24 protein-coding genes are annotated in these 24,280 nt (G+C 66.6%); 17 read left to right on the top strand and 7 right to left on the bottom strand.

Annotated features, from left to right (window positions below; all coding sequences use genetic code 11):
* Window positions 1-115: 115 nt before the first annotated feature.
* The 11 genes from NO878_RS02950 (at window position 116) to NO878_RS03000 (ending at window position 10,589) form a co-directional block, all read left to right on the top strand.
* Window positions 116-529, top strand: a complete 414-nt coding sequence (locus tag NO878_RS02950) for an NADH-quinone oxidoreductase subunit A (protein ID WP_256404464.1) — start codon at window positions 116-118, stop codon at window positions 527-529.
* On the top strand, window positions 526-1,233 hold the full coding sequence (locus NO878_RS02955) for an NADH-quinone oxidoreductase subunit B (RefSeq protein ID WP_256404465.1): 708 nt from the start codon (window positions 526-528) through the stop codon (window positions 1,231-1,233). Before NO878_RS02950 ends, NO878_RS02955 begins: the two co-directional genes overlap by 4 nt.
* Window positions 1,230-2,894, top strand: a complete 1,665-nt coding sequence (locus NO878_RS02960) for an NADH-quinone oxidoreductase subunit D (protein ID WP_256404466.1) — start codon at window positions 1,230-1,232, stop codon at window positions 2,892-2,894. The genes NO878_RS02955 and NO878_RS02960 overlap by 4 nt, the downstream gene beginning before the upstream one ends.
* Complete coding sequence (locus NO878_RS02965; RefSeq protein ID WP_256404467.1) at window positions 2,894-4,024, top strand: complex I subunit 1/NuoH family protein; 1,131 nt, start codon at window positions 2,894-2,896, stop codon at window positions 4,022-4,024. Before NO878_RS02960 ends, NO878_RS02965 begins: the two co-directional genes overlap by 1 nt.
* Window positions 4,024-4,485: a NuoI/complex I 23 kDa subunit family protein gene (locus tag NO878_RS02970; protein WP_256404468.1), complete on the top strand. Its 462-nt coding sequence runs from the start codon at window positions 4,024-4,026 to the stop codon at window positions 4,483-4,485. Before NO878_RS02965 ends, NO878_RS02970 begins: the two co-directional genes overlap by 1 nt.
* A 77-nt stretch (window positions 4,486-4,562) precedes the next feature.
* Complete coding sequence (locus tag NO878_RS02975) at window positions 4,563-4,835, top strand: NADH-quinone oxidoreductase subunit J (protein WP_256404469.1); 273 nt, start codon at window positions 4,563-4,565, stop codon at window positions 4,833-4,835.
* Window positions 4,832-5,224 carry a proton-conducting membrane transporter gene (locus NO878_RS02980; RefSeq protein WP_256404470.1) on the top strand — a complete coding sequence of 131 codons (393 nt, stop codon included), beginning with the start codon at window positions 4,832-4,834 and terminating at the stop codon, window positions 5,222-5,224. The genes NO878_RS02975 and NO878_RS02980 overlap by 4 nt, the downstream gene beginning before the upstream one ends.
* On the top strand, window positions 5,224-5,526 hold the full coding sequence (gene nuoK, locus NO878_RS02985) for an NADH-quinone oxidoreductase subunit NuoK (RefSeq protein WP_256404471.1): 303 nt from the start codon (window positions 5,224-5,226) through the stop codon (window positions 5,524-5,526). Before NO878_RS02980 ends, nuoK begins: the two co-directional genes overlap by 1 nt.
* Before the next feature lies 1 nt (window position 5,527).
* A complete protein-coding gene (nuoL, locus tag NO878_RS02990) occupies window positions 5,528-7,552 on the top strand; it encodes an NADH-quinone oxidoreductase subunit L (RefSeq protein WP_256404472.1) in 2,025 nt (674 codons plus the stop codon).
* Window positions 7,549-9,081: a complex I subunit 4 family protein gene (locus NO878_RS02995; RefSeq protein ID WP_256404473.1), complete on the top strand. Its 1,533-nt coding sequence runs from the start codon at window positions 7,549-7,551 to the stop codon at window positions 9,079-9,081. The genes nuoL and NO878_RS02995 overlap by 4 nt, the downstream gene beginning before the upstream one ends.
* Window positions 9,078-10,589 carry an NADH-quinone oxidoreductase subunit N gene (locus tag NO878_RS03000; protein ID WP_256404474.1) on the top strand — a complete coding sequence of 504 codons (1,512 nt, stop codon included), beginning with the start codon at window positions 9,078-9,080 and terminating at the stop codon, window positions 10,587-10,589. The genes NO878_RS02995 and NO878_RS03000 overlap by 4 nt, the downstream gene beginning before the upstream one ends.
* On the opposite strand, the gene NO878_RS03005 is transcribed toward NO878_RS03000, so the two are convergent.
* Window positions 10,590-10,967 (bottom strand): DUF7522 family protein, encoded by a 378-nt coding sequence (locus tag NO878_RS03005; RefSeq protein WP_256404475.1) that lies wholly within the window; start codon window positions 10,965-10,967, stop codon window positions 10,590-10,592. It lies immediately after the preceding gene.
* 87 nt (window positions 10,968-11,054) lie between these two features.
* On the opposite strand from NO878_RS03005, the gene NO878_RS03010 reads away from it, so the two are divergent.
* Entirely contained in the window at window positions 11,055-12,515 is a 1,461-nt protein-coding gene (locus NO878_RS03010; RefSeq protein ID WP_256404476.1) for a DHH family phosphoesterase, read from the top strand.
* A 56-nt stretch (window positions 12,516-12,571) separates the two neighbouring features.
* Window positions 12,572-13,375: a CBS domain-containing protein gene (locus NO878_RS03015; protein WP_256404477.1), complete on the top strand. Its 804-nt coding sequence runs from the start codon at window positions 12,572-12,574 to the stop codon at window positions 13,373-13,375.
* Here NO878_RS03015 and NO878_RS03020 read toward each other — a convergent pair.
* The gene (locus NO878_RS03020; RefSeq protein ID WP_256404478.1) at window positions 13,357-14,586 is read right to left on the bottom strand and encodes a DUF7544 domain-containing protein; all 1,230 of its coding nucleotides are present in this window, start codon (window positions 14,584-14,586) and stop codon (window positions 13,357-13,359) included. The genes NO878_RS03015 and NO878_RS03020 overlap by 19 nt on opposite strands.
* A 98-nt stretch (window positions 14,587-14,684) precedes the next feature.
* Between NO878_RS03020 and NO878_RS03025 the strand changes: the two genes are divergently transcribed.
* On the top strand, window positions 14,685-15,785 hold the full coding sequence (locus NO878_RS03025) for a M24 family metallopeptidase (RefSeq protein ID WP_256404479.1): 1,101 nt from the start codon (window positions 14,685-14,687) through the stop codon (window positions 15,783-15,785).
* Here NO878_RS03025 and NO878_RS03030 read toward each other — a convergent pair.
* Window positions 15,782-16,843: a phosphotransacetylase family protein gene (locus NO878_RS03030; protein WP_256404480.1), complete on the bottom strand. Its 1,062-nt coding sequence runs from the start codon at window positions 16,841-16,843 to the stop codon at window positions 15,782-15,784. The two genes, NO878_RS03025 and NO878_RS03030, sit on opposite strands and share 4 nt — an antisense overlap.
* On the bottom strand, window positions 16,840-18,930 hold the full coding sequence (locus NO878_RS03035) for an acetate--CoA ligase family protein (RefSeq protein ID WP_256404482.1): 2,091 nt from the start codon (window positions 18,928-18,930) through the stop codon (window positions 16,840-16,842). Before NO878_RS03035 ends, NO878_RS03030 begins: the two co-directional genes overlap by 4 nt.
* A gap of 120 nt (window positions 18,931-19,050) precedes the next feature.
* Between NO878_RS03035 and NO878_RS03040 the strand changes: the two genes are divergently transcribed.
* The gene (locus tag NO878_RS03040; RefSeq protein WP_256404483.1) at window positions 19,051-19,863 is read left to right on the top strand and encodes a ZIP family metal transporter; all 813 of its coding nucleotides are present in this window, start codon (window positions 19,051-19,053) and stop codon (window positions 19,861-19,863) included.
* Here the strand turns inward: NO878_RS03040 and NO878_RS03045 are convergent.
* Both NO878_RS03045 and NO878_RS03050 read right to left on the bottom strand, forming a co-directional pair.
* A complete protein-coding gene (locus tag NO878_RS03045; RefSeq protein ID WP_256404484.1) occupies window positions 19,860-20,144 on the bottom strand; it encodes a DUF7545 family protein in 285 nt (94 codons plus the stop codon). The genes NO878_RS03040 and NO878_RS03045 overlap by 4 nt on opposite strands.
* A gap of 52 nt (window positions 20,145-20,196) precedes the next feature.
* On the bottom strand, window positions 20,197-21,273 hold the full coding sequence (locus tag NO878_RS03050; RefSeq protein ID WP_256404485.1) for an NAD(P)/FAD-dependent oxidoreductase: 1,077 nt from the start codon (window positions 21,271-21,273) through the stop codon (window positions 20,197-20,199).
* 106 nt (window positions 21,274-21,379) lie between these two features.
* Here NO878_RS03050 and NO878_RS03055 point away from each other — a divergent pair, with 106 nt between their 5' ends.
* Window positions 21,380-21,664 carry a DUF357 domain-containing protein gene (locus NO878_RS03055; RefSeq protein WP_256404486.1) on the top strand — a complete coding sequence of 95 codons (285 nt, stop codon included), beginning with the start codon at window positions 21,380-21,382 and terminating at the stop codon, window positions 21,662-21,664.
* A 22-nt stretch (window positions 21,665-21,686) separates the two neighbouring features.
* On the opposite strand, the gene cysS is transcribed toward NO878_RS03055, so the two are convergent.
* Complete coding sequence (gene cysS, locus NO878_RS03060; protein ID WP_256404487.1) at window positions 21,687-23,168, bottom strand: cysteine--tRNA ligase; 1,482 nt, start codon at window positions 23,166-23,168, stop codon at window positions 21,687-21,689.
* Window positions 23,169-23,377: 209 nt separating this feature from the next.
* Between cysS and NO878_RS03065 the strand changes: the two genes are divergently transcribed.
* The gene (locus tag NO878_RS03065) at window positions 23,378-24,235 is read left to right on the top strand and encodes an SDR family oxidoreductase (RefSeq protein WP_256404488.1); all 858 of its coding nucleotides are present in this window, start codon (window positions 23,378-23,380) and stop codon (window positions 24,233-24,235) included.
* Window positions 24,236-24,280: the final 45 nt, after the last annotated feature.

The following is a 24,280-nucleotide window of genomic DNA, read 5'->3' on the forward strand; positions in this document are numbered from 1 at the left end:
CGACAGGGCGTGAAACGCCCGTATACGGCCGTAAAACCGACTGACAACACCGGACGGCATAAATCAACGCTTATGGGGGAGCACTCCTAACCCCCGAGATGACAGGAATCAAGGTATGAATCAGTGGATAGCAATCGGTGCGCTCGGAGTCATGGGCGTCGGCATCCCCATCGCCATGATGGTGGTGTCGGCACTCCTGCGGCCGAGCGTGTCCGAACAGGGAAAGACCGTAGTATACGAGAGCGGCGAGGTGCCGACGGGCACGGCGCACGTCCAGTTCAACATCCAGTACTACATGGTCGCGCTGCTGTTCCTCGTCTTCGACGTGGAAACCGTCCTGATCTTCCCGTGGACGCTGATCTATCGGTCCGCGCTGGAACAGGGCGCCACGCTCGGCCAGGTTCTCGCACCGATGCTGGTGTTTATCGGCGTCCTCGTCGTCGGGCTTGGCTGGGCCTGGCGCAACGGTGCGGTCGAATGGATCAAGAGTCCGCGTGCGTCCCGCCGTAAGACCGAGAGACAATCATGAGTAGCGAACAAGAACGATTCGTCACCGACACGAGCCAGGTAGGAAGCGACACCCGCGACGCCCGCATCGGGGCGTCGGGAACTGACAACCGATTCAACTCGAAGCTTCGGGAGGCGTTCGGCTCGTCGCCGTTCATCCTCACGAAGTTCGACCGGTTCATGGAGTGGGTCCGGGGCTCCTCGATGTTCATGCTACAGTTCGGTATCGCCTGCTGTAGCATCGAGATGATGCACACCTACGCGGTCAAACACGACCTTGACCGCTTCGGGGCCGGTGTGCCGCGCGCGTCACCGCGACAGGCGGACGTGATCATCGTCCCGGGGACCATCGTCTCGAAGTTCGCCCCGCGGATGAAGCGCGTCTACGACCAGATGCCCGAACCCAAGTTCGTCGTCGGCATGGGGTCGTGTACCATCTCCGGGGGACCGTTCCAGGAGGGGTACAACGTCGTCAAGGGGGCCGAGGAAGTCATTCCGGTCGACATCCACGTCCCCGGCTGTCCGCCCCGGCCGGAGGCGCTGATCTACGGCGTCGCCAAACTCCAGGAGCGGATCGCCAACGGCGAGAGTTCGCCGGTGACGGTCAAGCCCTACGAACTCGAACAGTTCAGCGACCTCGACCAGGACGAAGTGGTCGACAAACTCGCCGACGAAATCGACGAGGACGACCTCGTCATGCGGTACAACTGGGCTGACTCGCCATGAGTCTGGAAGAATCAACCCCGGACACGGTCGATACGGGCGTGACGACGGCCGAGGAAATCGAGGCTCTGCTGGGTGATCTGGTCCTCGACCGAGACGACCACCTCAACGCGCCGGGATTCGTCGTCCGTCCCGACCAGGTACAGGACACCCTCTTTCGTCTCCGCGACGAGGCCGGGTTCGATCACCTCTCCTGTGTCACCGCACAGGAGTACGAGGACCGCTACGAGTCCATCTACCACCTCAAGAAGTACGACGACCCCACCGACGAGGTGAGCGTCGTCGTCCCGACGCCGACCGACAACCCCGTCAGCGAGTCCGCGGAACCGGTCTATCGCACCGCCGAGTGGCACGAACGCGAGGCCTACGATCTGGTCGGCATCGACTACGACGACCACCCGGACCTCCGTCGCATCCTCCTGCCCGAGACGTGGCAGGGTCACCCGCTCTCTCGGGACTACGACCAGGATCGGCCACAGGTCGTCCCCCTGCGAGAGCACGCCAACCCGCTCCAGGAGGACCACGAGGGCGACGAGGACGATACGATGTTCCTCAACATCGGCCCGCACCATCCGGCGACCCACGGCGTGCTCCACCTCAAGACCGTGCTCGACGGCGAACAGGTGGTCGACGTGGAGTCGGACATCGGCTATCTCCATCGGTGTGAGGAGCAGATCTGCCAGCAGGGCACCTACCGCTACCAGATCATGCCCTATCCGGACCGGTGGGACTACATCTCCGCCGGCCTGCTGAACGAGTGGGCCTACGCCCGCGTCGCCGAGGACCTCGCGGACATCGAGGTGCCCGAGTACGCACAGGTCATCCGGACGATGGGGGCCGAACTCTGTCGGATCGCGGCCCACATGCTCGCGGTCGGCACCTTCGCGCTGGACGTCTACGGCGACTTCACCGCCATCTTCATGTACGCCGTCCGGGACCGCGAGAAGGTCCAGAACATCCTCGAAGAGCTCACGGGCCAGCGGCTCATGTTCAATTACTTCCGGCTCGGTGGGGTCGTCTGGGACCTGCCCGAGCCTCGCGAGGACTTCTTCGAGATGATCCGGGACTTCCTCGACGACCTGCCGGAGGCCCTCGAGGAGTACCACGACATGATCTCGGCCAACGAGATCCTGCAGGTCCGCACCGTCGACACGGGCGTCCTGCCACCGGAGGTGGCCAAGAGCTACGGGGCCACGGGGCCGGTCGCTCGCGGGTCGGGCGTCGATTACGACCTGCGGCGTGACGATCCGTACGGCTACTACGACGAACTCGACTGGAACGTCGCCGTTGAGGACGGCTGTGACAACTACAGCCGCCTGCTCGTCCGCCTGCGTGAGGTGGAGGAGTCCGCGAAGATCATCGAACAGTGCGTCGACCTGCTGGAAGACTGGCCCGAGGACGAGCGGACGATTCAGTCGAACGTCCCGCGGACCATCCGGCCGGACGACGACACCGAAATCTACCGTGCCGTCGAGGGCGCGAAAGGCGAACTCGGCATCTACGTCCGAGCGGACGGGACCGAGAAGCCCGCCCGGTTCAAGATCCGGAGCCCGTGTTTCTCGAACCTCCAGACGCTTCCGGAGATGTCGAACGGGGAGTACATCCCCGACCTGATCGCGTCGCTCGGTAGCCTCGATATCGTGCTCGGCGAGGTGGATCGCTGATGGACGGGGTCTTCCTCCAGTCGGGGACGCCGACCGGGACCGCGAACGCGACGGCGAACGCGACAGCCAACGCGTCGGCTGGTGGTCCCATAGCGACACTCCCCGAGACGATTTCCGGTGTGCTCGGTCTCTCGGGGACCCTCGGTGACGTGGTCGGCGGGCTACTCGGTGCCTTTCTCATCGCCAACATCATGCTCGGCATGACGGCGCTGGCCGGCCCGTGGGCCAAACGGAAGATCACGGCCGCGTTCACCGACCGGATCGCAGTCAACCGGATCGGCCCGTTCGGCCTGCTGATCATCGTCGCCGACGCGGTGCGTCTGCTCTCGAAGGAGCTGATCGTACCGGAGGGTGTCGACCGCCCGGCCTGGGACCTCGCGCCGATCATCCTGCCGTTCTCGGCGCTGCTCGGCTTCGCGGTGATCCCCCTCGGGAGCGGTCTGCAGTTGGCCGACCCCGAGACGGGGATCGTCTTCGCGTTCGCCGCCGCCTCCATCGCGTCGCTTAGCCTCGTCATGGCCGGCTACGCCTCGAACAACAAGTACTCGCTGTTGGGCGCGCTGCGTTCTATCGCACAGAATCTCGCGTACGAGATTCCGCTAGTCGTCACGGCGGCGTCGGTGATCATCTTCGCCGGCACGTTCCAGACGAGCGAGATCGTCGCCGCCCAGACGGAGACGCTCGTCTCCCTCGGAGGCGTGTCGATCCCGAGTTGGTACGCCTTCGTCAACCCCTTCGCGTTCGTTCTGTTCGTGGCGGCGAACCTGGCGGAGATCGGTCGGAATCCGTTTGACATTCCGGAGGCGCCGACCGAGATTGTCGCCGGATACCAGACCGAATACTCCAGCGTCTACTTCGTGCTGTTCTACCTCGGGGAGTTCATCCACATCTTCCTGGGCGGTGCCCTGATCGCCGTCCTGTTCCTCGGTGGCCCGGCTGGCCCGGTCTTGCCCGGGTTCGTCTGGATGATCATCAAGATGTGGGCGTTCTTCCTGTTCACGCAGTGGGCCCGGTCGGCGGTCCCGCGCGTGCGTATCGACCAGTTGATCGAGATGGGCTGGAAGGGCATGCTCGTGCTCTCTTTCGCCAATCTCGTGCTCACGGCAATCCTCGTGGGAGTGATCGCGTAATGATTGGAATCCTCAAAGGCATGGCGACGACGATGAAACACGCGCTGGACGGGGAGACGTTCACCGTCGAATATCCCGACGTGGCGCCGGAAGTGAGTCCACGGTTCCGCGGTGTCCACAAGTTCAGCCAGGAGCGGTGTATCTGGTGTCGACAGTGTGAGAACGTCTGTCCGAACGACACGATCCAGATCGTCCAGGACGACCAGCGCAACGGCGAACAGTACAACCTCCACATCGGCCAGTGTATCTACTGCCGACTCTGCGAGGAGGTGTGTCCGGTGGACGCCATCCTGCTCACCCAGAACTTCGAGTTCACCGCCGACACGAAAGACGACTTCGTCTACAACAAAGAGCAGTTGAAGAACGTCCCCTGGTATAAGGGGATCGACCCGCTCGAATCCCGGAACCCCGACCGGGGAGCGTGGATCGGTGAGGGCGACGGGGAGATCGACTACCAGTAAGGTTCCGGACGGCCGCGCCGTGTGGGCGCTGTGCCGTCTCGAAACGTTCAAAAGAATACCTTGAGCACATTCAAGCAATGGTGTATGAAACGATTACGTTCGCGCTGTTCTCCCTGGTAACGCTGGGGTGCAGCCTGGGCGTCGTCCTCGTCGAGGACGTGTGGCACTCCGCACTCCTCTTAGGTGGCGCCCTGTTGAGCGTCGCGGTCCATTACGTGATGTTACAGGCGGAGTTCCTCGCCGCCATGCAGGTCCTCGTCTACGTGGGTGGGATCCTGATCCTCATCACGTTCGCCGTGATGCTCACCAAATCGACAGCGGAACAGCCCTCGGAGGTGAGCGAGGCGTGACGACGAAGCCAAAACTGCGGGTCGGGTCGCACCTGCTGCCCGGTCTGGCAGCAGTTGCCCTTTTCGTCGTCATCGCCGTCGCCGTCCTCCGGGCCTCGTTCGGCGACCCGCAAGGGTTCCCGTCGGACGGAAGCATCACCGCCAGCATCGGCTACGCGATGTTCAACCTGGATATGGGGGCGGTTCCCGGCGAGGGCTTCCTAGTTGCCTTCATCGTCATCGCCATCGCGCTGGACGCGGCCCTTGATGGGTCGATCCTGTTGGCGAAACGTGAGGAAGAGGGCAGCGCAGTTGCCCTCCTGGCTGACGGCGGACGGCAGGTCCACGAGCGGCTGACCGACGGCACGGAGTCCGATTCGGACGCCGACGACGACGGAGGTGACCACTGATGGTTCCGGTTCAGTGGTATCTGCTGCTGGCGACGGCCGTGTTCTGTATCGGCCTGTTCGGCATTCTGACCCGGAAGAACGCGCTGTTGTTCCTGATGTCGGTCGAGTTGATGCTGAACGCGGCCAACATCAACCTCGTTGCCTTCTCGGCGTACTGGGGGAACATCACCGGGCAGACGTTTAGCCTGTTCACGATGGCGCTGGCCGCCGCCGAGGTGGCCGTCGGCATCGGGATCATCCTCGTCCTGTACCGCAACTTCGACGACGTGGACGTGACGCTGGCTAAGGGGATGAGGTGGTAAGATGGTCGGAGCATTCGACTACGCGCCCGCCATCGTTCTCCTGCCCTTCCTCTCTTTCCTCGTGGCACTCGCGGGAGGGAAGTACCTCCCCAAGGGTGGGGCCTTCGGCGGCATCGCCGCCACCGCGGGGTCGCTCGTGCTGTCGGCGTGGGTCTTCCTGACCGTCAGCGCGGGCAACGCCTACAACGAGACGCTCTACACGTGGGTCGCGGGCGCCGGCGAGGAGACGACCCGGCTCACCTTCGGCCTCCTGCTCGACCCGCTCGCGGCGATGATGCTGCTCATCGTCTCGCTGGTCGCGCTCCTAGTCCACGTGTTCAGCCTCGGATACATGAACGACGAGGGGGAGACGGGCCTGCCGCGATACTACGCCGGTCTCGGCCTCTTTACCGCCTCCATGCTCGGGTTCGTCGTCGCCGACAACCTGTTGATGGCGTTCATGTTCTTCGAACTGGTCGGTCTCTGCTCGTATCTCCTGATCGGCTTCTGGTTCCGGGACTCGGGGCCGCCGAGCGCCGCGAAGAAGGCGTTCCTGGTCACCCGCTTCGGTGACTACTTCTTCCTCGTCGGCGTCGTCGCCGTCTTCGCCACCTTCGGCACCGCGAAGTTCGCGGGCGAGGGGGCGTTCCCGGTCATCGCCGAGGAAGCCCTCGCGGGGTCGGCCGCCGAGGTGACCACCTTCGGCTTCGCGCCCGAGACGTGGTTCACGATTCTCGGCCTGCTGATCCTCGGTGGCGTCATCGGGAAGTCCGCGCAGTTCCCCCTGCATACGTGGCTTCCGGACGCCATGGAAGGTCCGACGCCCGTCTCCGCGCTCATCCACGCCGCGACGATGGTCGCGGCCGGCGTCTATCTGGTCGCGCGGATGTACGGCTTCTACGCGCTCTCGCCGACGGCGCTCGGCATCATCGCGCTGGTCGGGGGCTTCACCGCCCTCTTCGCCGCGACGATGGGCGTCGTCAAGCGGGAGATCAAGCAGGTGCTCGCCTACTCCACCATCTCACAGTATGGCTACATGATGCTGGGGCTGGGCGCCGGCGGCTACGTGGCCGCGAGCTTCCACCTGCTGACCCACGCCTTCTTCAAGGCGCTGCTGTTCCTCGGGGCCGGTGCGGTCATCATCGCCATGCACCACGACGAGGATATGTGGAACATGGGCGGGCTCAAAGAGCGGATGCCCGTCACCTACTACACCTTCCTCTCGGGGTCGCTCGCCCTCGCGGGCATCGTCCCCTTCGCCGGCTTCTGGTCGAAGGACGAGGTGCTGTACGAGGCGCTCGTCCACGGTCTCGGCGGCTCGCCGCTCCTCCTCGCCGGCTACGCGATGGGACTGGTGGCCGTCTTCTTCACCGGCTTCTACACCTTCCGGATGGTGTTCCTGACGTTCCACGGCGAACCGCGGACCGAGGTGGCCCGCGACCCACACGGGGTGCGCTGGAACGTGAAGGGGCCGCTGGTGGTTCTCGGCATCCTCGCGGCCACCATCGGGTTCGTCAACATGGTGCCGGTCCAGGATCTGACGGGGATCCATCTTGAATTCCTGCACGACTGGCTGGCCCACGGCGAGCTTTCGGCGCTCACCGCCGAACACTACGGCGAACTCCTCCACGATTACGCACACTACACGTCCGCGGACGTGGCGTCGTACGTGGCCGGGGCGGTGTCACTCGCGCTCGCGCTCGCCGGTGCCGGCCTCGCGCACGTACTCTACAACGTGCCCGAGCCGACGGAGCACACGGCGAAGCTGGGCGCCGTGAAAGACCTCTGGTACAACAACTACTACCAGGACGAGTACCAGATCTGGATCGCCACGTCGGTCGTCCTGCCGCTCTCGCGGCTGGCCGACAAGTTCGATCAGGGCGTCGTCGACGGTGTCGTCAACGGCGTCTCTAGCGTGAGTCTCTTCGCCGGAAGCCGGATCCGCCGCATCCAGACCGGCGTCGTGAGCAACTACGCCGCGCTCCTCACCCTCGGGCTGACGGCGTTGCTTGTGGTCTTCGGGGTTCTCGGAGGGTGGTTCGTATGATAATCGAAGCGCTGATCGCCATCACGTTCGTCGCCTCGATGGCCGTGTTGCTGGCCCCGAACGCGTGGGCCGGCCGCCTCGCGGCGACGCTGAGTCTGCTTCCCGTCGTGGGGAGCCTCTACATGTGGAGTCGATTCGACGCGACGGGCAACGCCCTCACGGGCGGCACCCCCGCGTTCGAGACGACCGTCCAGTGGCTCGAACTGGGCGGGTACACGCTCAACTGGCACGTCGGCGTCGACGGCATCGGCCTGCCGCTGGTCGTGCTGACGACGGTACTGACGACTCTCGCAGTCGTGAGCGCGTGGGCGTCCATCGACGACCGCCAGTCGCAGTTCTACGGGCTGATGCTGTTCATGGAGGCGAACCTCCTGGGTGTCTTCACGGCGCTCGATTTCTTCGTCTGGTTCGTCTTCTGGGAGGCCGTCCTCCTGCCGATGTACTTCCTCATCGGCGTCTGGGGTGGCCCGCGGCGGAAGTACGCCGCGATCAAGTTCTTCGTCTACACCAACATCGCGTCGCTGGCGATGTTCATCGGCTTTATCGCCCTCGTCTTCGGTCTCGGCGACTCGGTGTCCTCACTGGACATGCCGGCTATCGCCGGGGCGTTGCGGGCGGGCGAACTCGGCTCGCTGTACGGCATCCCCGCCGCGACCCTGCGGACCGTCGCCTTCGTGGCGATGTTCCTCGGCTTCGCGGTGAAGGTGCCCATCGTCCCCTTCCACACGTGGCTGCCGGACGCCCACGTCGAGGCGCCGTCGCCGGTCTCGGTGATGCTGGCCGGCGTCCTCCTGAAGATGGGGACCTACGCCCTGCTCCGGTTCAACTTCACCATGCTCCCCGAGACGGCGACGCAGTTCGCCGCTCCCATCGCCCTGATCGCGGTGATCAGCGTCATCTACGGGGCGATGCTGGCACTGGCCCAGCAGGATCTCAAGCGCATCGTCGCCTACTCGTCGGTGTCCTCGATGGGCTATGTCATTCTCGGGCTGATCGCCTACACGACCTACGGGGTCGGTGGGGCGACCTTCCAGATGATCGCTCACGGCCTCATCTCGGGGCTGATGTTCATGGCGGTCGGTGTCATCTACAACACGACCCACACCCGGATGGTCGGCGACATGTCCGGGATGGCCGACCGGATGCCGGTCACCACCGGCATCTTGGTCGCCGGTGCCTTCGGGTACATGGGTCTGCCCCTGATGGCCGGCTTTGCCGGTGAGTTCTTCATCTTCAAGGGCGCGTTCGAGTCGACGGTTCACGCGGCCATGCCACTGTTCACGGCCGTCGCGATGTTCGGCATCGTCGTCGTCGCGGGGTACCTGCTCTTTGCGATGCAGCGGACCCTCTTCGGTGCGTTCCGTCTGGAGACCGACTACGAGGTCGGACCGGCCCCGATCAGCGAGACGGCACCGCTCGCGGTGTTGCTCGTGGCGATCATCGTCCTCGGGGTCGCTCCCGACCTCTTCTTCGGGATGATCCAGAACGCGGTCGATCCCCTCCTCGAATTCGGAGGTGAACTCTCGTGACACCACTACAGACCCAACTGCCGACTTGGACGGCCGTCGCCCCGACGCTCCTGCTCGGGCTGACGGCGCTCGTCCTGTTGCTCGTCGACAGTATCGACCCGGACTCGACGCGACCGGGGGCGCTTGCGGGCATCGCGACGCTCGGCAGCCTCGCCACGCTCGCCGTCGCTGGCTGGTTCCTGCTCGCGGGCACCGGCCAGACCGGAAGCGGCGGCGCCATCGAACTCTACGGCGGTTCGCTGGTCGTCGACGGCCTGAGCCTGTTTTTCACCGTCGTCGTCGCCAGCGTCGTCGCCATGGTGTCGCTGGCGAGCTACGACTACCTGCGTGACCGCACCTACCAGGCGGAGTTTTACTCCCTGGTGTTGCTGGCGGCCACGGGCATGAGCCTCATGGGCTCGTCGGGGTCGCTGGCGACGGTCTTCATCAGCCTCGAACTCGCCTCGCTACCCTCGTACGCGCTCGTCGCCTTCCTCAAGGACAACCGGGGAAGCGTCGAGGCGGGACTGAAGTACTTCCTCGTCGGTGCCGTCTCCTCGGCGGTGCTCACGTTCGGCATCTCGCTCGTGTACGCGGCCACAGGGTCGCTCCTGCTCGCCGATGTCGCGAGCGCCGTCGGCTCGGCCGGTGACCTCGTCGGCATCGCCGGCGTGGGCATCGTGATGATCGCCGGTGGCTTCGCGTTCAAGACCGCGTCGGTGCCCTTCCACTTCTGGGCGCCGGAGGCCTACGAGGGCGCGCCCGCGCCGATCAGCGCCTTCCTGTCGTCGGCCTCGAAGGCGGCCGGCTTCGCCGTCGCCTTCCGCGTCTTTGCCGTCGGCTTCCCACTCGACGCCGTCGTGCCGATGGGCATCGACTGGTCGCTGCTCTTTGCCATCCTCGCCGTCGTCACGATGACGCTCGGCAACTTCGCGGCGGCGACCCAGGAGAACGTCAAGCGGATGCTGGCGTACTCCTCGGTCGGGCACGCCGGCTACGCCCTGATCGGTCTCGCCGCCCTCTCGGGTGGCGGTCCCAACGGCAACGTGATGGGCGCCAGCATGGCCCACCTGCTCGTCTACGGCTTCATGAACACGGGCGCGTTCCTGTTCATCGCCATGGTCGAACACTGGGAGGTCGGGCGCACCTTCGAGGATTACAACGGCCTGGCGACCCGGGCACCCGCCGCCTGTCTGGCGATGACGGTGTTCATGTTCTCGCTCGCCGGCCTGCCGCCGTTCGGTGGCTTCCTCTCGAAGTACGCCCTCTTCTACGAGGCAATCCAGGGTGGCTTCTGGTGGCTTGCCGCCGTCGGCGCGATCAACAGCGCACTGTCGCTGTTCTACTACTCGCGAGTGGTGAAGGCGATGTGGATCGAAGACCCGACTGGCGAGTTCGACCTCGGTGCGACGCCGGTCGGCCTCTACGCCGCGGTGATGGTTGCTGCCGTCGGGACGCTCCTGCTGTTGCCGGCGTTTGGCCCCGTCGTCGAGACGGCACAGAGCGCCGCCACGGCGCTGTTCGCCTGATCAGCTGAGCGTCGCGCCGATAGCCTCCGTCACTTCCTTCGAACGCCTGACAGTGATGCCGTCAGTCGTCACGAACACGCCGTGGTCCCCTTCGATGACGCGCGTGACAAAGCCGTTCTCGAACACCCGGAGCGTGTACTGATACGCGCCGAGTTCGGTGCCGTCGTAGGCTGTCTGTGTTCGAAACCCCGCGGCCTCGTGTTCGACCCAGCCCGTGAGGTCGGCGTCCGCCTCCAGATCCGAGCGGAGGTAGATCTGTTCGTACTCGTCCGGCGTGAAGTAGACGATGCTCCGGAGGCTATCACCCACCGTCGTCCGACAGGCGCTCACCAGTTGCTCTCCGAGCGACGGGTCAACGAGGTCAGGGTGCTCGGTCATGGTGCATGATATCACGTCACACAAAAGGTTAATTCCATCGCCGACGCGTGACGGTAGGGTTTTGGGGGCCCGCCGTCAGCGACGTACATGGTCAGGCGGCTGGTGCTCGGCTGCGGTCACGCCGGCCGGACGGTCGCCGGCGTGGTCTCGACGTGGGGCGGTGACCTCCGAGTGGTCGTGTCCGACGATGGGGCGACCGAGGGGTTCGACGCGGACGCGGAGGTGATCCACGGTGATCCGACAGATCCGGAGACGTATCCCGAGGCAGCGGACGTGGTGCTCGTTCTCGGCGATGACCCCGCCTGTAACGTGACCGCTGCGGAACGGGCGCGAGAGTCGTTCCCGAACGCGCTGATCGTTGCCTCAACGGGGGACGGCGGCGCCGACGAGCGGTTGGCGGCCGTCGCCGACCGCGTCGTCGACACTCGGGCGACACTCGCCGATCACCTCCTAGAGGCGGTGGCCGACGACGGCGGCAAGCGGGTGTGTCGACTCCTGGGTACCCTCCGGCAGATCGACGGCCGACTGGCGGTCGTGATGCACGACAACCCCGATCCGGACGCCATCGCGTCGGCCATCGCCCTCGCCGACATCGCTCGGTCGGTTGGCGTCGCGACCGACGCCTGTTACTACGGGGACATCTCACACCAAGAGAACCAAGCGCTGGTGAACTTGCTCGACCTCGACTTGCGGACGCTCGCCCCCGACGAAAGTCTCGACGACTACGCGGGCGTGGCGCTGGTGGATCACTCTCGCCCCGGCGTCAACGACGGCCTTGATCCCGACACCGCCATCGACGTCGTCGTCGACCACCACCCGCCACGAGGCCCCGTCACGGCGCGCTTTGTCGACCTGCGAAGCAACGTCGGGGCGACGAGTACCCTCCTTGCGGAGTATCTGGAGCGTCTGGGCCGTGCCCCGAGTCCCGAGGTGGCGACCGCGCTCCTGTACGGCATCCGCATCGATACGCGGGAGTTCACCCGCGAGGCCGTCGAGGCCGACTTCGAGGCGGCGGCGTTTCTCTATCCCCACGTGGACGGGTCGGTCCTCGAACGGGTGGAGTCGCCGAGCATGGGTCCCGAGGTGTTGTCGATTCTGGCCGCGGCGATCCACAACCGCGACGTCAGAGGCGAGGTGCTCACCACCGGCGTCGGCCGGATTCGGAACCGCGACGCCCTCGCGCAGGCGGCGGACAAACTCCTCGACATGGAGGGGATACGGATCGTCGTCGTCTACGGGTTCATGGACGAGACGGTGTACGTCTCGGGGCGCGCCCGCGGGACGGCGGTCGACCTTGGGGAGGTTCTGCGCGACGCGCTGGATGCCATCGGGAGCGCGGGCGGGCACGCAGACATGGCCGGCGCACAGATCCCACTGGGCATTCTCAGCGCCGTCGACGAGGACGCGTCCGACTCGCTCGCGGACATCGTCGACGATGTGGTCGCTGAGCGAGTCTTCGAGGTGCTTGAGAACCCCCCGAACGCACCGAATCGCGACCCGTCGGTCGCCGACGCCGCCTTCGAGTTCCCGCTGGCCGACGATAGCTGATATCCGCCCCCGTCGGACGACCACGCTTTTGAGAGTCGGCCGCGTACGACGGACCGATGGCCGAGAACGCGACCGTCGAGGAGTACATGACGCGGGACGTTGCCACCGTCGACCCCGACGACTCCGTCGCCGAGGTATCGCGGCGTATCGTCGAGAGCGACGGGCACACCGGCTTCCCGGTGACCGACGGCCGGCAGGTCGAGGGGTTCGTCAGCGCCCGCGACCTACTGTTGGCCGACGACGAGGCGCTGGTGTTCACCGTGATGTCCGAGGACCTCGTGGTCGCCCATCCCGAGATGAAGGTCAACGACGCCGCGCGGGTGATCCTTCGTTCGGGCATCCAGAAGCTCCCGGTCGTCGACGACGCGGGCAAACTCGTCGGCATCATCTCGAACACGGACGTCATCCGGAGTCAGATCGAGCGGGTGACGCCCAAGAAGGTGGACAAACTGCTCCACACGCTGGAGGAGATTCACGACATCGAGGCCACGGAGGAACGCCGGAGTGTCGCGCTGTCCGAGTTGACGCCGACCCAGGGCCGGGTGTACGCCGACGAGTTACAGGGCCGGAGCTACGAACTCGAACACGGACTGGCCGAGCCACTGGTCGTCATCGACAACGACGGGACGCTCTTGCTCGCGGACGGCCACCACCGGGTCATGGCCGCCAGCCGCCTCGACATCGAGGAGATGGACGCCTACGTTATCGTCGTCGACGAAGGCGGCACCGACCTCGAACTCGGGATGCAGCGGACCGCCGCGAAGGAAGGGCTGGACTCTCTCGAGGATATTTCGGTCGTCGACTACGCGCGACACCCGCTGATCGAAACGACCGAGCGGCTTCAGGAAGAGCGGCGGTAGGGGACCGTCGTAACCGCGGCCCCGGCGCCGATCCAGGAGGGACTCCCCACGCCGTCGCCGCTTGTCGACCCACCGGTGCGGACCGGTTCGTCGTCGATATCCGCGTCTGTTGGGTCGTCGTCCGTGCCGTTCCCGTCGTCACCGTCCTCGTCGTCGTCCGTTCCATTTCCGTCGTCGCCGTCCTCGTCGTCCGTTCCATTTCCGTCGTCGTCGTCCTTGTCGTCGTCCGGCCGGTCGACGCCGACTAAATCCAGTTCGGGGAGCAACATCCCGAGCACCGACAACGAGTAGTAGCGGACGAACACGAGCGCGGGCACCTGGAGAAGCAAGGCGACGACGATCAACGTGAGAACAAAGAGCAGTCCCAGCGGGATCGCGACGATTGCGCCGGCGTGACCGACGCCGGCGGCGGCGATACCGAGATACAGGGCGCCACCGACGATCACGACCGGGATGGCCAACGCGATGGCGACGAGGAGAATCGCGATGGAGACGACGAGGCTGACGGCGATGCCGAGGACGAACTTGGCGACCAGATAGAGGCCGACCTGTTTCCACTCGGCGCGGAGCGTCGGCCAGATCCGACGCCAGGCGTCGAGGACGCCCCGATTCTCGGTCAGCATTGTCGGCACCACGAAGTCGGTCGTCAGACCGAGGATCACGCTGGTGAGGAGGCCGACGACGACGAAGGCTACTAAGAGCGGGATCACGAGGACGAACACTGCCGCCGAGAGGCTGACGCCGCCGGCAACCACGAGCAGTATCGGCAGCGCGACCAACAGGAGGCTGCCGAGGCTGACGGCGATCCGGAAGCCAAACAGCCGCAGACCGGGGCGAAACTCCGCGGTGAAGGGGTCGCGGATCGACACCGAGCGGTCGCGGAGGGCACGGACGAGGACGAACTCCATCACCGCGCCGACGAGGTTCCACAGGAGATAGAGGACGAGTACGATGGCGAGAAGCCCCAGGATCAGCGCCACCGTCGATCCGATCTCTGGCGTCGACAGCGACGGGAACTCCGACATCCCGCTGCCGCCGCCGGAGGGGGCGCTCGTGCTCGCGTTTCCGCCGGTTGGGATCCCACCGCCGACGCCGACGAACAGCGTGATCACCGCTAGGCGGAGCCACGTTCCTCGCTCTATGGGACGGAGAAACTCTTCGGTCGCGTTACGCGCCGCCGACAGGGCGGCGAAGGCGTACCAGGAGGGCATACGTACGACCCCGCAGTCGCGTGACAAAAATACAGGGGGTCAACCGCAGCGTTGGAGACGCCGACGCGTCTTTGTCGACGGGGGCGAAACGGGGTGTCATGACGCCGTTCGAACGGCGGACCCGACGGGTCCAGTCGCGACTCACCGACAGCGACGCCGATCTTCTAGCCCTCTCACCCGGGCGAAGCCTGTACTACCTGACCGGCGTCGACGCCGACCCGAGCGACCGACTCACGCTCCTTCTGGTTCCCACCGAGGGCGACCCGACGTTCGTGGCCCCGGCGCTGGAGGCCGAACGGATCGCGGCGGCAACGTGGGTCACGGATGTCAGATCGTGGCGCGACGAGACGGGGCCGGCCCCCGTGCTCGATCCGCTCCTCGCGGACCTATCGCCCGCCCGCGTCCTCCTCGCGGACCGGATGTGGGCGGCCGTCTCACTCACCCTCCGCGAGCGACTGCCGGCGGCCTCGTTCGGCCTCGCGAGCGAGGTGGTGACCCCGATCCGCCGCCGGAAGGACGAGGAGGAACTCGACGCCCTCCGGGCGGCCGCCGCGGCGGCGGACGCGACGATGCGTGACGTACGCTCTCTCGGTCCCGATGCAGTGGGGCGGACGGAGGCCGACCTCGCGGAGTACATCGAGGAGCGACTGGAGAGCCACGGCGGCACGGGCATCGCCTTCGAGACAATCGTCGCTGCGGGACCGAACGGAGCCGACCCGCACCACACGAGCGGCGACCGGGTGATCGAAGCCGGCGACCCCGTCGTCCTCGATTTCGGGACCTGTGTCGACGGCTACGTGAGCGATCAGACCCGAACGGTCGTCTTCGACGGCGACCCGCCGGCGGCCGTCGAGGAAGTCCACTCGGTCGTCCGGAAAGCCCAGACCGCAGCGGTCGAGCGCGTCGAACCCGGGGTCTCTACGGGAGCGGTCGACCGCGCCGCTCGGTCGGTGATCGAGGCGGCGGGCTACGGCGAGCGGTTCGTCCACCGGACGGGTCACGGCGCCGGTCTCGACGTCCACGAGGCACCTGACGTCGTCGCCGGCGGCGAGGTGACACTCGAACCGGGGATGGTGTTCAGCGTCGAACCCGGGATCTACCTCCCGGATCGCTTCGGCGTCCGGATCGAGGACTTGGTCGTCGTCACCGCGGACGGCGCCGAGCGACTCAATCGGACGGATCGTGGCTGGCGGTGCTAGTCCGCGTCGAGAAGCGCGTCGACGTCGGCGTGGTCGGTCAGCAGATCACCCATCACCTCGACGGTGTGTTCGTCGCGCGTCCGCCCGCCGCGGACCACCTCCTCGGCGCGTTCGAGCGTGGTGAGCGTATCACCCGAACAGAGCAGGATGGGGACGCCCTTCTCCGCGGCGGTGCCGAGGACGGTCGCGGGAGGTCGTCGCCCTCCTGTGAGTACCAGACATCTGATCCCCGGTGCTTCGAGCGCCGCGGTGTGGATGTCGGCGCGGTCGCCGCCGGTGACGACCGCGGCGTCTTTCGTTCGACGGAAAAATCGGAGCGCCGACTCGCCGCTCATCGCGCCGACGAGGAACCGCTCGACGATGCCGTCGGTCGGGACGTCGGTGAGTAGTTCGGCGCCGAGTTCGCTCGCCAGGTCGGCGACGGTGACGCCCGCGAGGGTCGGCTCGCGGGGCAACACGCCGAGCACCGGCACTCCTCGCTCTTCGAGAAACGGCGCGACGAGGGTCTCGACCTCGTCGTAGACGGCGTCGGCGACCCGGTTGAACAGGACGCCGGTGAGGCGGTCGCCGATCTGTCGGGCGGCCGCCAGCACGTCGTCCACGTCGGCTGGCGTCTCGTACTCGGCGATCAACACGACGTCGGCGCCGAGAAGGTCGGCCACCTCGGGATCGGTGAGGTCGACGACGCCGCCGGTCGTCAGGCGGCCGCCGCCTTCGACGACCGTCAGATCGCGGTCCGCGGCGACGGCGTCGAAGCCCTCGCGAACGCGCTCGCGGAGTTCGTCGGGCCGCTCTCGACCCTCCATCGCGCTCCGGACGAACGTTGGCGAGTAGACGATGGGTTCCATCTCGTGCATCTCGTCGTCGCCCTCGAGGAGTTCACGCGCCAGCATGGGGTCACGGTCCAGCGTCTTGCCGACCTGACTCTGGAGGCGCGTTCCCTTCGGTTTCATGTAGCCGACGCTGTGGCCTCGGGCCTGCGCTTGGCGGCCGAGCGCGACGGCGACGTCCGTCTTGCCTGTGCTCTCTCCGGTCGCGGTGACGAGTAGGGTGGTCATAGGGTGTCTGGATCGAGGGTCAGTCTGAGGTCGACCGCCAGCACGCCGTCGGGGCGAGCTACCAGCGGATTCACGTCGAGTTCGAGGATGGCCGGGAAGTCGGTGACGAGTTGTGAGAGGCGGGCCAGCGTCTCCGCGACGGCCGCTCTGTCGACGGGGTCGCGTCCCCGCGCGCCCGACAGGAGCGGCGCGGCCTGAATCTCGTCGAGCATCGCCTCGGCCTCCGACTCGGCCAGCGGCGCGAGACGGAGGGCGGTGTCTTCCATCACCTCGACGAAGACGCCGCCGAGGCCGAACAGCACCAGCGGCCCGAACTGCGGGTCGCGGTTCGTCCCCACGATGGTTTCGACGCCCGACTCCGTCTCCACCATCTCCTGAATCTGGACGCCCAGGATCGTCGCGTCGGGCTGGTAGTTGCGCGCTCGGGTGATCAGATCCTCGAAGGCGTCGTACACCTCCTCGTGGGGGACGCCGACTTTTACGCCGCCGATGTCGGATTTGTGCAGGATATCGGGGCTTACGATCTTCATGACGACCGGATCGCCGAGTCGTTCGGCGACCGCGAGGGCGTCGACCGGCGAGTCGACCACCTCGCCCGCAGGCGTCGGAATGCCGTAGGCGTCGAGCAGCGGCATGGCCTCGACGCCGAGTCGTGTCGCCCCGCGCTCCCGTGCCTGGTCGAGTACGTCCCTAGCCGCCTCATGGTCCACGTCGTAGGTCGTCGGCTCGGCGCCCCCTCGCTCGCGAACCTGGCGGTACTCCGAGAGGGTGTCGAGACTCCCGACCGCCCGCGCGGGATCGAAGTAGTTGGGGATGCCCGCCGCATCGAGGGCGCCCTCGGCCTGTCGGGCTCGCTCGCCGCCCATCAGACACGTCGTCACGGGGACGCCGTGTCGCGCCTGGAGGTCGGCCACCGCCGCGGCTAGGTCGTCGTAGTCGAGTGTGGCGGTGGGCGCAGCGATGACGACTGCCGACCCCACGGCGTCGTCGTCGAGGACGGCATCGACGGCCGTACACATCCGCTCAGTGTCGGCGTCGCCGATGACGTCCACCGGATTGTAGACGTTCGCCCCCTCGGGCAGGTGCTCACGGAGGCGGTCGACCGTCCCGTCGTCGAACGTCGCGAGCGACAGAGCGGCGTCGCCGACGGCGTCGGTCGCCATCACGCCCGGCCCGCCGGCGTTGGTGACGACGGCCACGCCGTCGGTTTCGGGCACCGGCTGTCCGGCGAGGACGCGCGCGGCATCGAAGAGTTCCTGGACGGTGTCGACGCGGACGACACCCGCCTCTCGGAAGCCAGCCGCGGCCGCCCGGTCTTGCCCCGCCATCGCCCCCGTATGCGAGGACGCAGCCTGTGCCCCCGCCTCCGTCCGCCCGGACTTGACGACCACGACGGGCGTCTCGGGGGTCACCTCGCGGGCCACCTCGACGAACCGGCGGCCGTCCTCGACGCTTTCGAGGTAGCCGACGATTACGTCCGTCCCCTCGTCCTCGCCCCACGAGGCCACGAAGTCCGCCTCGTCGAGGACGGCCTTGTTGCCGAGCGACACCACGTCCTTGAATCCGACGCCGTGGTCGGCCGCCCAATCGAGGACGGCGGTGACGAAGGCCCCCGACTGGCTCAGGAACGATATCGATCCGGTGGGCGCCGACCGTGGGGCGAACGTGGCGTTGAGACCGACCGGCGTCCCGATAATTCCGAGTGAGTTCGGCCCGACGACGTTCAGATCGTACTCCTCGGCCAGTTCGACTAGGTCGCGTTCGCGGGCGGCACCCTCGCCACCCGCCTCGCCGAACCCCGCCGAGATGACGACGACGTTCCGAACCCCCGCCTCGCCGGCCTCGCGGACGACATCGAGCACCGCGGGCGCCGGCACCACCACCACGGCCAGATCGGCGCTCGTGTCGGAAAGGTTATCTTTCGTCGGCAGGCCACACACCGTCTCGTAGTTCGGGTTGACGGGCACGACATCGCCGTCGAAGTCGGCGAGATTCTCGACGAGTGCGCGCCCGACCGATCCCGGACGCTCCGTCGCTCCGACGACGGCGACACGATCCGGCGCAAACAACGAGGACAATCCTCCCATCGAACGACGCTATCACCGGCCACCGCATAAATGCGGGGGGCGGTTCCCGCCGGTTTAGGCCGGCCAAATATATCAGAATCGTGATAATATTTATATTCGTCGACCGCTTGTCGTCGAACGATGGCGCTACTAGCGAACGTCGTGTTCGTCTTTCTCGCCGGTCTGGTGACCGCGCTGGCGACCGGTCTCGGGGCGATTCCGTTTTTCCTCGTCGACGAGGTGAGCGACCGCTGGAACGTTGCGTTGTGGGGACTCGCCTCGGGGATCATGGTCGCCGCGTCGGTGTTTGGCCTGGTGTTCGAGGGGTTGTCGGCCGCGGATTCGCCGGTCGAGATCGTGCCCGGATTGCTCGCGGGCGTGGTGTTGGTCGTCGTCGCCCACGAGGTGATCGAGGGGTACGAGGTGCAGCCGAAGAACTACGCGGAGGCGGATTTCCGGAAGTTACTCCTGATCCTCGGCGTGCTCACCGTCCACAGTTTCCCCGAGGGGGTTGCGGTGGGTGTCTCCTTCGCCGACCTCGGACTACAGTCGGGGGCGGGGACGACTCTCGGCCTCTTTGGCTTCGTCGTGCCGGTACTCGCCGTGTTCATGACCGTCGCCATCTCGATTCACAACATCCCCGAGGGGGTCGCTATCTCCATTCCGTTGCGGACGCTCGGCATCTCGGAGTGGAAGATGGTCTGGTGGGCCGTCTTCTCCAGTCTCCCGCAGCCCATCGGCGCGGTGATCGCGTTCCTGTTCGTCCGCATCGCCCGCGAATTCCTGCCGATCGGCTTTGGCTTCGCCGCCGGTGCGATGATCTACCTCGTCGCCACGGAGTTCGTCCCGGAGGCCCTCGCCATCGGCGCGGACCTGCCGGGTGGTGGGCGACGCGAACTCGTCGCCGGCGTCACCGCCGGTGTCCTCGCGATGCTTCCGCTCCTGTTCGTTTAGTGGCTGTGACCCGTCGCCTCCTCGAAGGTCATGCCGAATCGCTCTTCGAAGAGTGCCTCGGCTTTCTCGTTGATCGCGTCGAGGTCGGCGGGCACCTCGCCCTCCGCGTGGTGGACGATGGCGTGGGAGCGCTGAACGAAAGAGAGCAACGCGATTTCGGCGACGACCGTCGTCGGTGACTCGCCCTGTTCGGCGAGGGTGTCGACCAACCCTTCCGGCAGTTCGAGTTCGTCCGTATCGCCGTCCGGGCCTTCGATGGTGTAGGTCTCAGTGTCGACCATGGCACTACTCGGACCCCGCGGTATAAGGGCGTGTGGGACTCGCGGTCGCCGTTCAGTCGTCGCTTTCGGCGGGGGTGGCGGCCTCCGTCCCGGCGGCCGCACGCTCGCGTTCCAGGTCTTCGAGGTAGTCGTCGGCGTCGATGGCGGCCTGACAGCCCATGCCGCCCGCGGTGATCGCCTGCTGGTAGTGGTAGTCGACCACGTCGCCCGCGCCGAACAGGCCGGGCACGCCCGTCGCCGTCTGCCCGGCGCCGTCGCCACCGATGGTTTCGAGATAGCCGTCGTCGTCCATTTCGACGTCTAGGTCCTCTAGGTAGTCGGTGTTGGGCGTGTGGCCGATGGCGTAGAAGACGGCGCCAGCGTCGAAGGCAAACTCGTCGGTCTCGGGGTCGTCGAGTTTGTCCGTCGGGTGTCCCTCGGGGTGCTGGACCATCGTCACGTGGTCGACGCCGTCCTCCTTGGAGCCGTGGAGTTCGGTCACCTCTGTGTTCAACTTGAGGTCGATATCGCCGTCATCGACGTGTTCCATCACGCGGTCGATCCAGTAGTCCTCGGCGCGGAACTCCTCGCGACGGTGGACCAGGTGGACCGTCGACGCGAACTTCGTCAGGAAGACGGCCTCCTCGCAGGCGGCGTCGCCACCGCCGACGACGACAATCTCCTCGTCGCGGAAGAAGGCGCCGTCACAGGTGGCACACGTCGACAGCCCGTAGCCCATGAGTTCGTCCTCGCCCGGGATGCCGAGAGTGCGGGCGCTCGCTCCCGAGGCGGCGATGACGGCGTCGGCCGTGTACGTCTCGCCGCTCGACAGTGTGACGTGGAAGGTGTGACCCGGCCCGGGGTCGTCGATCACGTCGGCCGACTCGATCACGCCGTTCTCGATTTCGGCGCCGAACTTCCGCGCCTGCTCTTTCATGTTGCTGACCAGTTCCGGGCCGCTGATCCCCTCCGGGAAGCCCGGGAAGTTGTCGACTTCCGTCGTCAGCGTCAGCTGTCCGCCGGGTTCGTCGCCCTCGAACACCAGCGGATCGTTGTTCGACCGGCCGGCGTAGATGGCAGCCGTGAGTCCCGCGATGCCGCTTCCGGCGACGATGAGACGCCGGTGTTCGGCGTCGTCGCGCTCGCTCATACACACAGTTGGTCGGTGGGACCCATTTACCTTGCGCTGTCGGGTGCGTGGGCGCGAGACCGCCACCGTCGGCGGTTTCTTGTCGCCGCCGCTCCCACCCGCGTCTATGCCCGCCGATCTGCAGGAGAAGACCGACCGTTACGAGCGAATGCTCGCCGACGCACTCGACGAAGCCGAAACACGACCGCCGGCCGACACTCCGCTGGGAACCGCCGCCGCGGAGTGCCGAGAGATGGCCGAATCGTACCTCGACGACGGCCGTCACTTCCGCGCGAACGACGACCCCGTGAACGCGCTCGCTGCCTACTCCTACGGCTACGGATGGCTGGATGCCGGCGTCCGGATGGGCCTCTTTGCCGTTCCCGAGGAGACGGAACTGTTCACCGTCTGACCGTGCCGTCGGCGCCGCCCGCTCAGTACCGGTAGGTCGTCCCGTCGGCGCCGTCCTCGACGGTGACGCCGAGCGCCTCCAAGTCGTCGCGGAGTTCGTCCGCCCGTTCGTAGTTGCCGGCCTCGCGTTCGGCCGCGCGCACGTCGAGAACGAGTTCGATCAGGTCGTCGGCGAGACGGGCGTCGCCCTCGGTTCCGCCGCCGAAGTCGAGGCCGAGCACCCCGCCGCCCAGTTCCTCGAACGCCTCGACCGCCCGCCGCAGGCCGACGTAGTCGTACGCCTCCCGTCCGTCGACGTGGCGGTTGACCGCCGTTGCGAGTTCCAGCAGCGCGGCCGTCGCCTCGCGGACGCCGAAGTCGTCGTTCATCGCCGCGGCGAACTCCGTGCGCGTCTCCGCGACGGCCGTCCGCAGTGTCTCGTCTTCGGCCTTGGTGCGGGCGTCGACGCCGTCACAGGCGTCGACCGCCGTCTCGTGGGCGCGTTCAAGGCGTTCCCAGCGCTCTTCGGCCTCGGCCATCGCCGCCTCGCTGAACGTCTGTTCCGACCCGTAGTTGGTCGAGCAGTAGAACGTCCGGATGACGTTGGGACCGAACTCAGCCAGCGCGTCGGCGACGTAGAAGTAGTTGCCGAGGCTGGAACTCATCTTCTCGCCCGCCGTTTCGAGCAGGCCGGTGTGGAGCCAGTAGCGGGCGAACTGCTCGCCCGTCGCCGCCTCGCTCTGGGCGATTTCGTTCTCGTGGTGGGGAAAGACGAGGTCGTGGCCGCCGACGTGGATGTCGATGGTGTCGTCGAGGTGAGTCGTGCTCATCGCCGAGCACTCGATGTGCCACCCGGGCCGACCCTCGCCCCAGGGGGAGTCCCACGTCTCTCCGGTCGGGGGGTGGTCGCCGAGCGGTCGGTCGTCCTTGCGGTGTTCGGCCACGTCGCTCGGCGAGACACCGCCGGCCTTCCAGAGCGCGAAGTCGGCGGGGTGGCGCTTCTCCGAGCGCTCGTCGGGGTTGCCCTGGGACTCCATCTCGTCGAGGTGCTGATTCGACAGCTTGCCGTAGTCCTCGAAGGCGGTCACGTCGAAGTAGACCGACCCGTTGGCCTCGTAGGCGTAGCCGCGGTCGATCAGCGTCTCCACGAGGTCGATGATCTCGGGGACGTGCTCCGAGACCCGTGGATACACCGTCGCCCGCTTCAGGTTCAGGCCGCGCATATCCTCGATGACCGAGGCGATGAACCCCTCGGCAACGTCGAGTTCCGACCCGCCGAGGTCGTCCTCGCCGACGCGGGCAACGACCTTCTCGTTCACGTCGGTGAAGTTCTCCACGTGGCGCACCTCGTAGCCCAGATGCGAGAGCCACCGGTGCATCACGTCGGCGTGGGTCCACACCCTGGCGTGGCCGAGGTGTGCGTCGTCCGAGACCGTCAGCCCACAGACGTACAACAGGACTTCCTCACCCGCTGGCTCGAACTCCTCGCGGTCGCCGGTCAGCGTGTTGGTCACGGACAGCGTCATTAGCGGGGGTTCCGGGCCGAGACATTAATATTTGAAGAAACGCCCCCGGCGCCGCCTGCCGCCGCCACGCGACTGTGACCACGATCACAGAGTTCCCTCGGAGTCCTGCGCTCCGGTTTGTCGTCCCCGGCGTCCAGTTTCCGCTGGCGCGCCACCTCTGCGAGACCCCACCCAGCGTTTTAGGCCCCCGTTACGAAGGAGGGGTACGCATGTCCACCGAGTTCGACCTCAGCGAACCGGAACTGACCGCCGAGGACCTCCTCGTCCTCGACGACGAGCGGTTCGTCCCCAAGACGGTCGCTATCGTCACGGGCGCGGCGTCGGGCATCGGCCGTGCCACGGCCGTCGCGCTCGCGGCGAACGGGCTGACCGTCGTCGGGGCCGACGTCGACGCGGAGGGACTCGACGGCACCGCCGAACTCGCCGTCGACGTTGGCGCCACGGGCGAGGTGCTGCCGGTGCCCACCAACCTCACCGACGACGACGCCGTCGCGGCGATGGTCGACGCCGCGGCCGAGCGTGGTGATCTTCGCTACGTCGCCAACGTCGCGGGGATGCAACATATCGCCGCCATCCCCGAGTTCCCGATGGAGAAATACGACCAACTGCTCGACGTGATGCTCCGGGCGCCGTTCCTGACCGCGAAACTCGCGATGCCACACATTCGGGCGGGGGATGGGGTCGGCGCCATCGGGAATATGTCCTCGGTCCACGGCCGCTACGCCACGCAGGACAAGGCCGCGTACATCACGGCCAAACACGGGTTGAACGGGTTGACCCGCGCCATCGCTGCGGAGGGCGAGGGGACCCTGCGGGCCTTCTCGGTCAGCGTCGGCTACGTCCTGACGCCGCTGATGGTGAACCAAATCGAGGACACGGCCGAGGAACGAGGCATCGCCAAACAGGAGGTCGTCGAGGACGTCATGCTGGGCCAGGCGCGGACGACGGAGATGATGACGCCCGCGGAGGTGGCGAACCTCTTCGTGTTCGGCTTCTCGACGCACGCCCGCCACCTCAACGGCGGCGACATGCTCCACGACGGCGGCTACACGACGACCTACGAGTAGGGAGCGGACGGCTGGCGCGAATCAAAGTCCGTATATTGGGGTCGG

It is taken from the genome of Haloplanus ruber, assembly GCF_024494725.1.
GTDB lineage: Archaea > Halobacteriota > Halobacteria > Halobacteriales > Haloferacaceae > Haloplanus > Haloplanus ruber.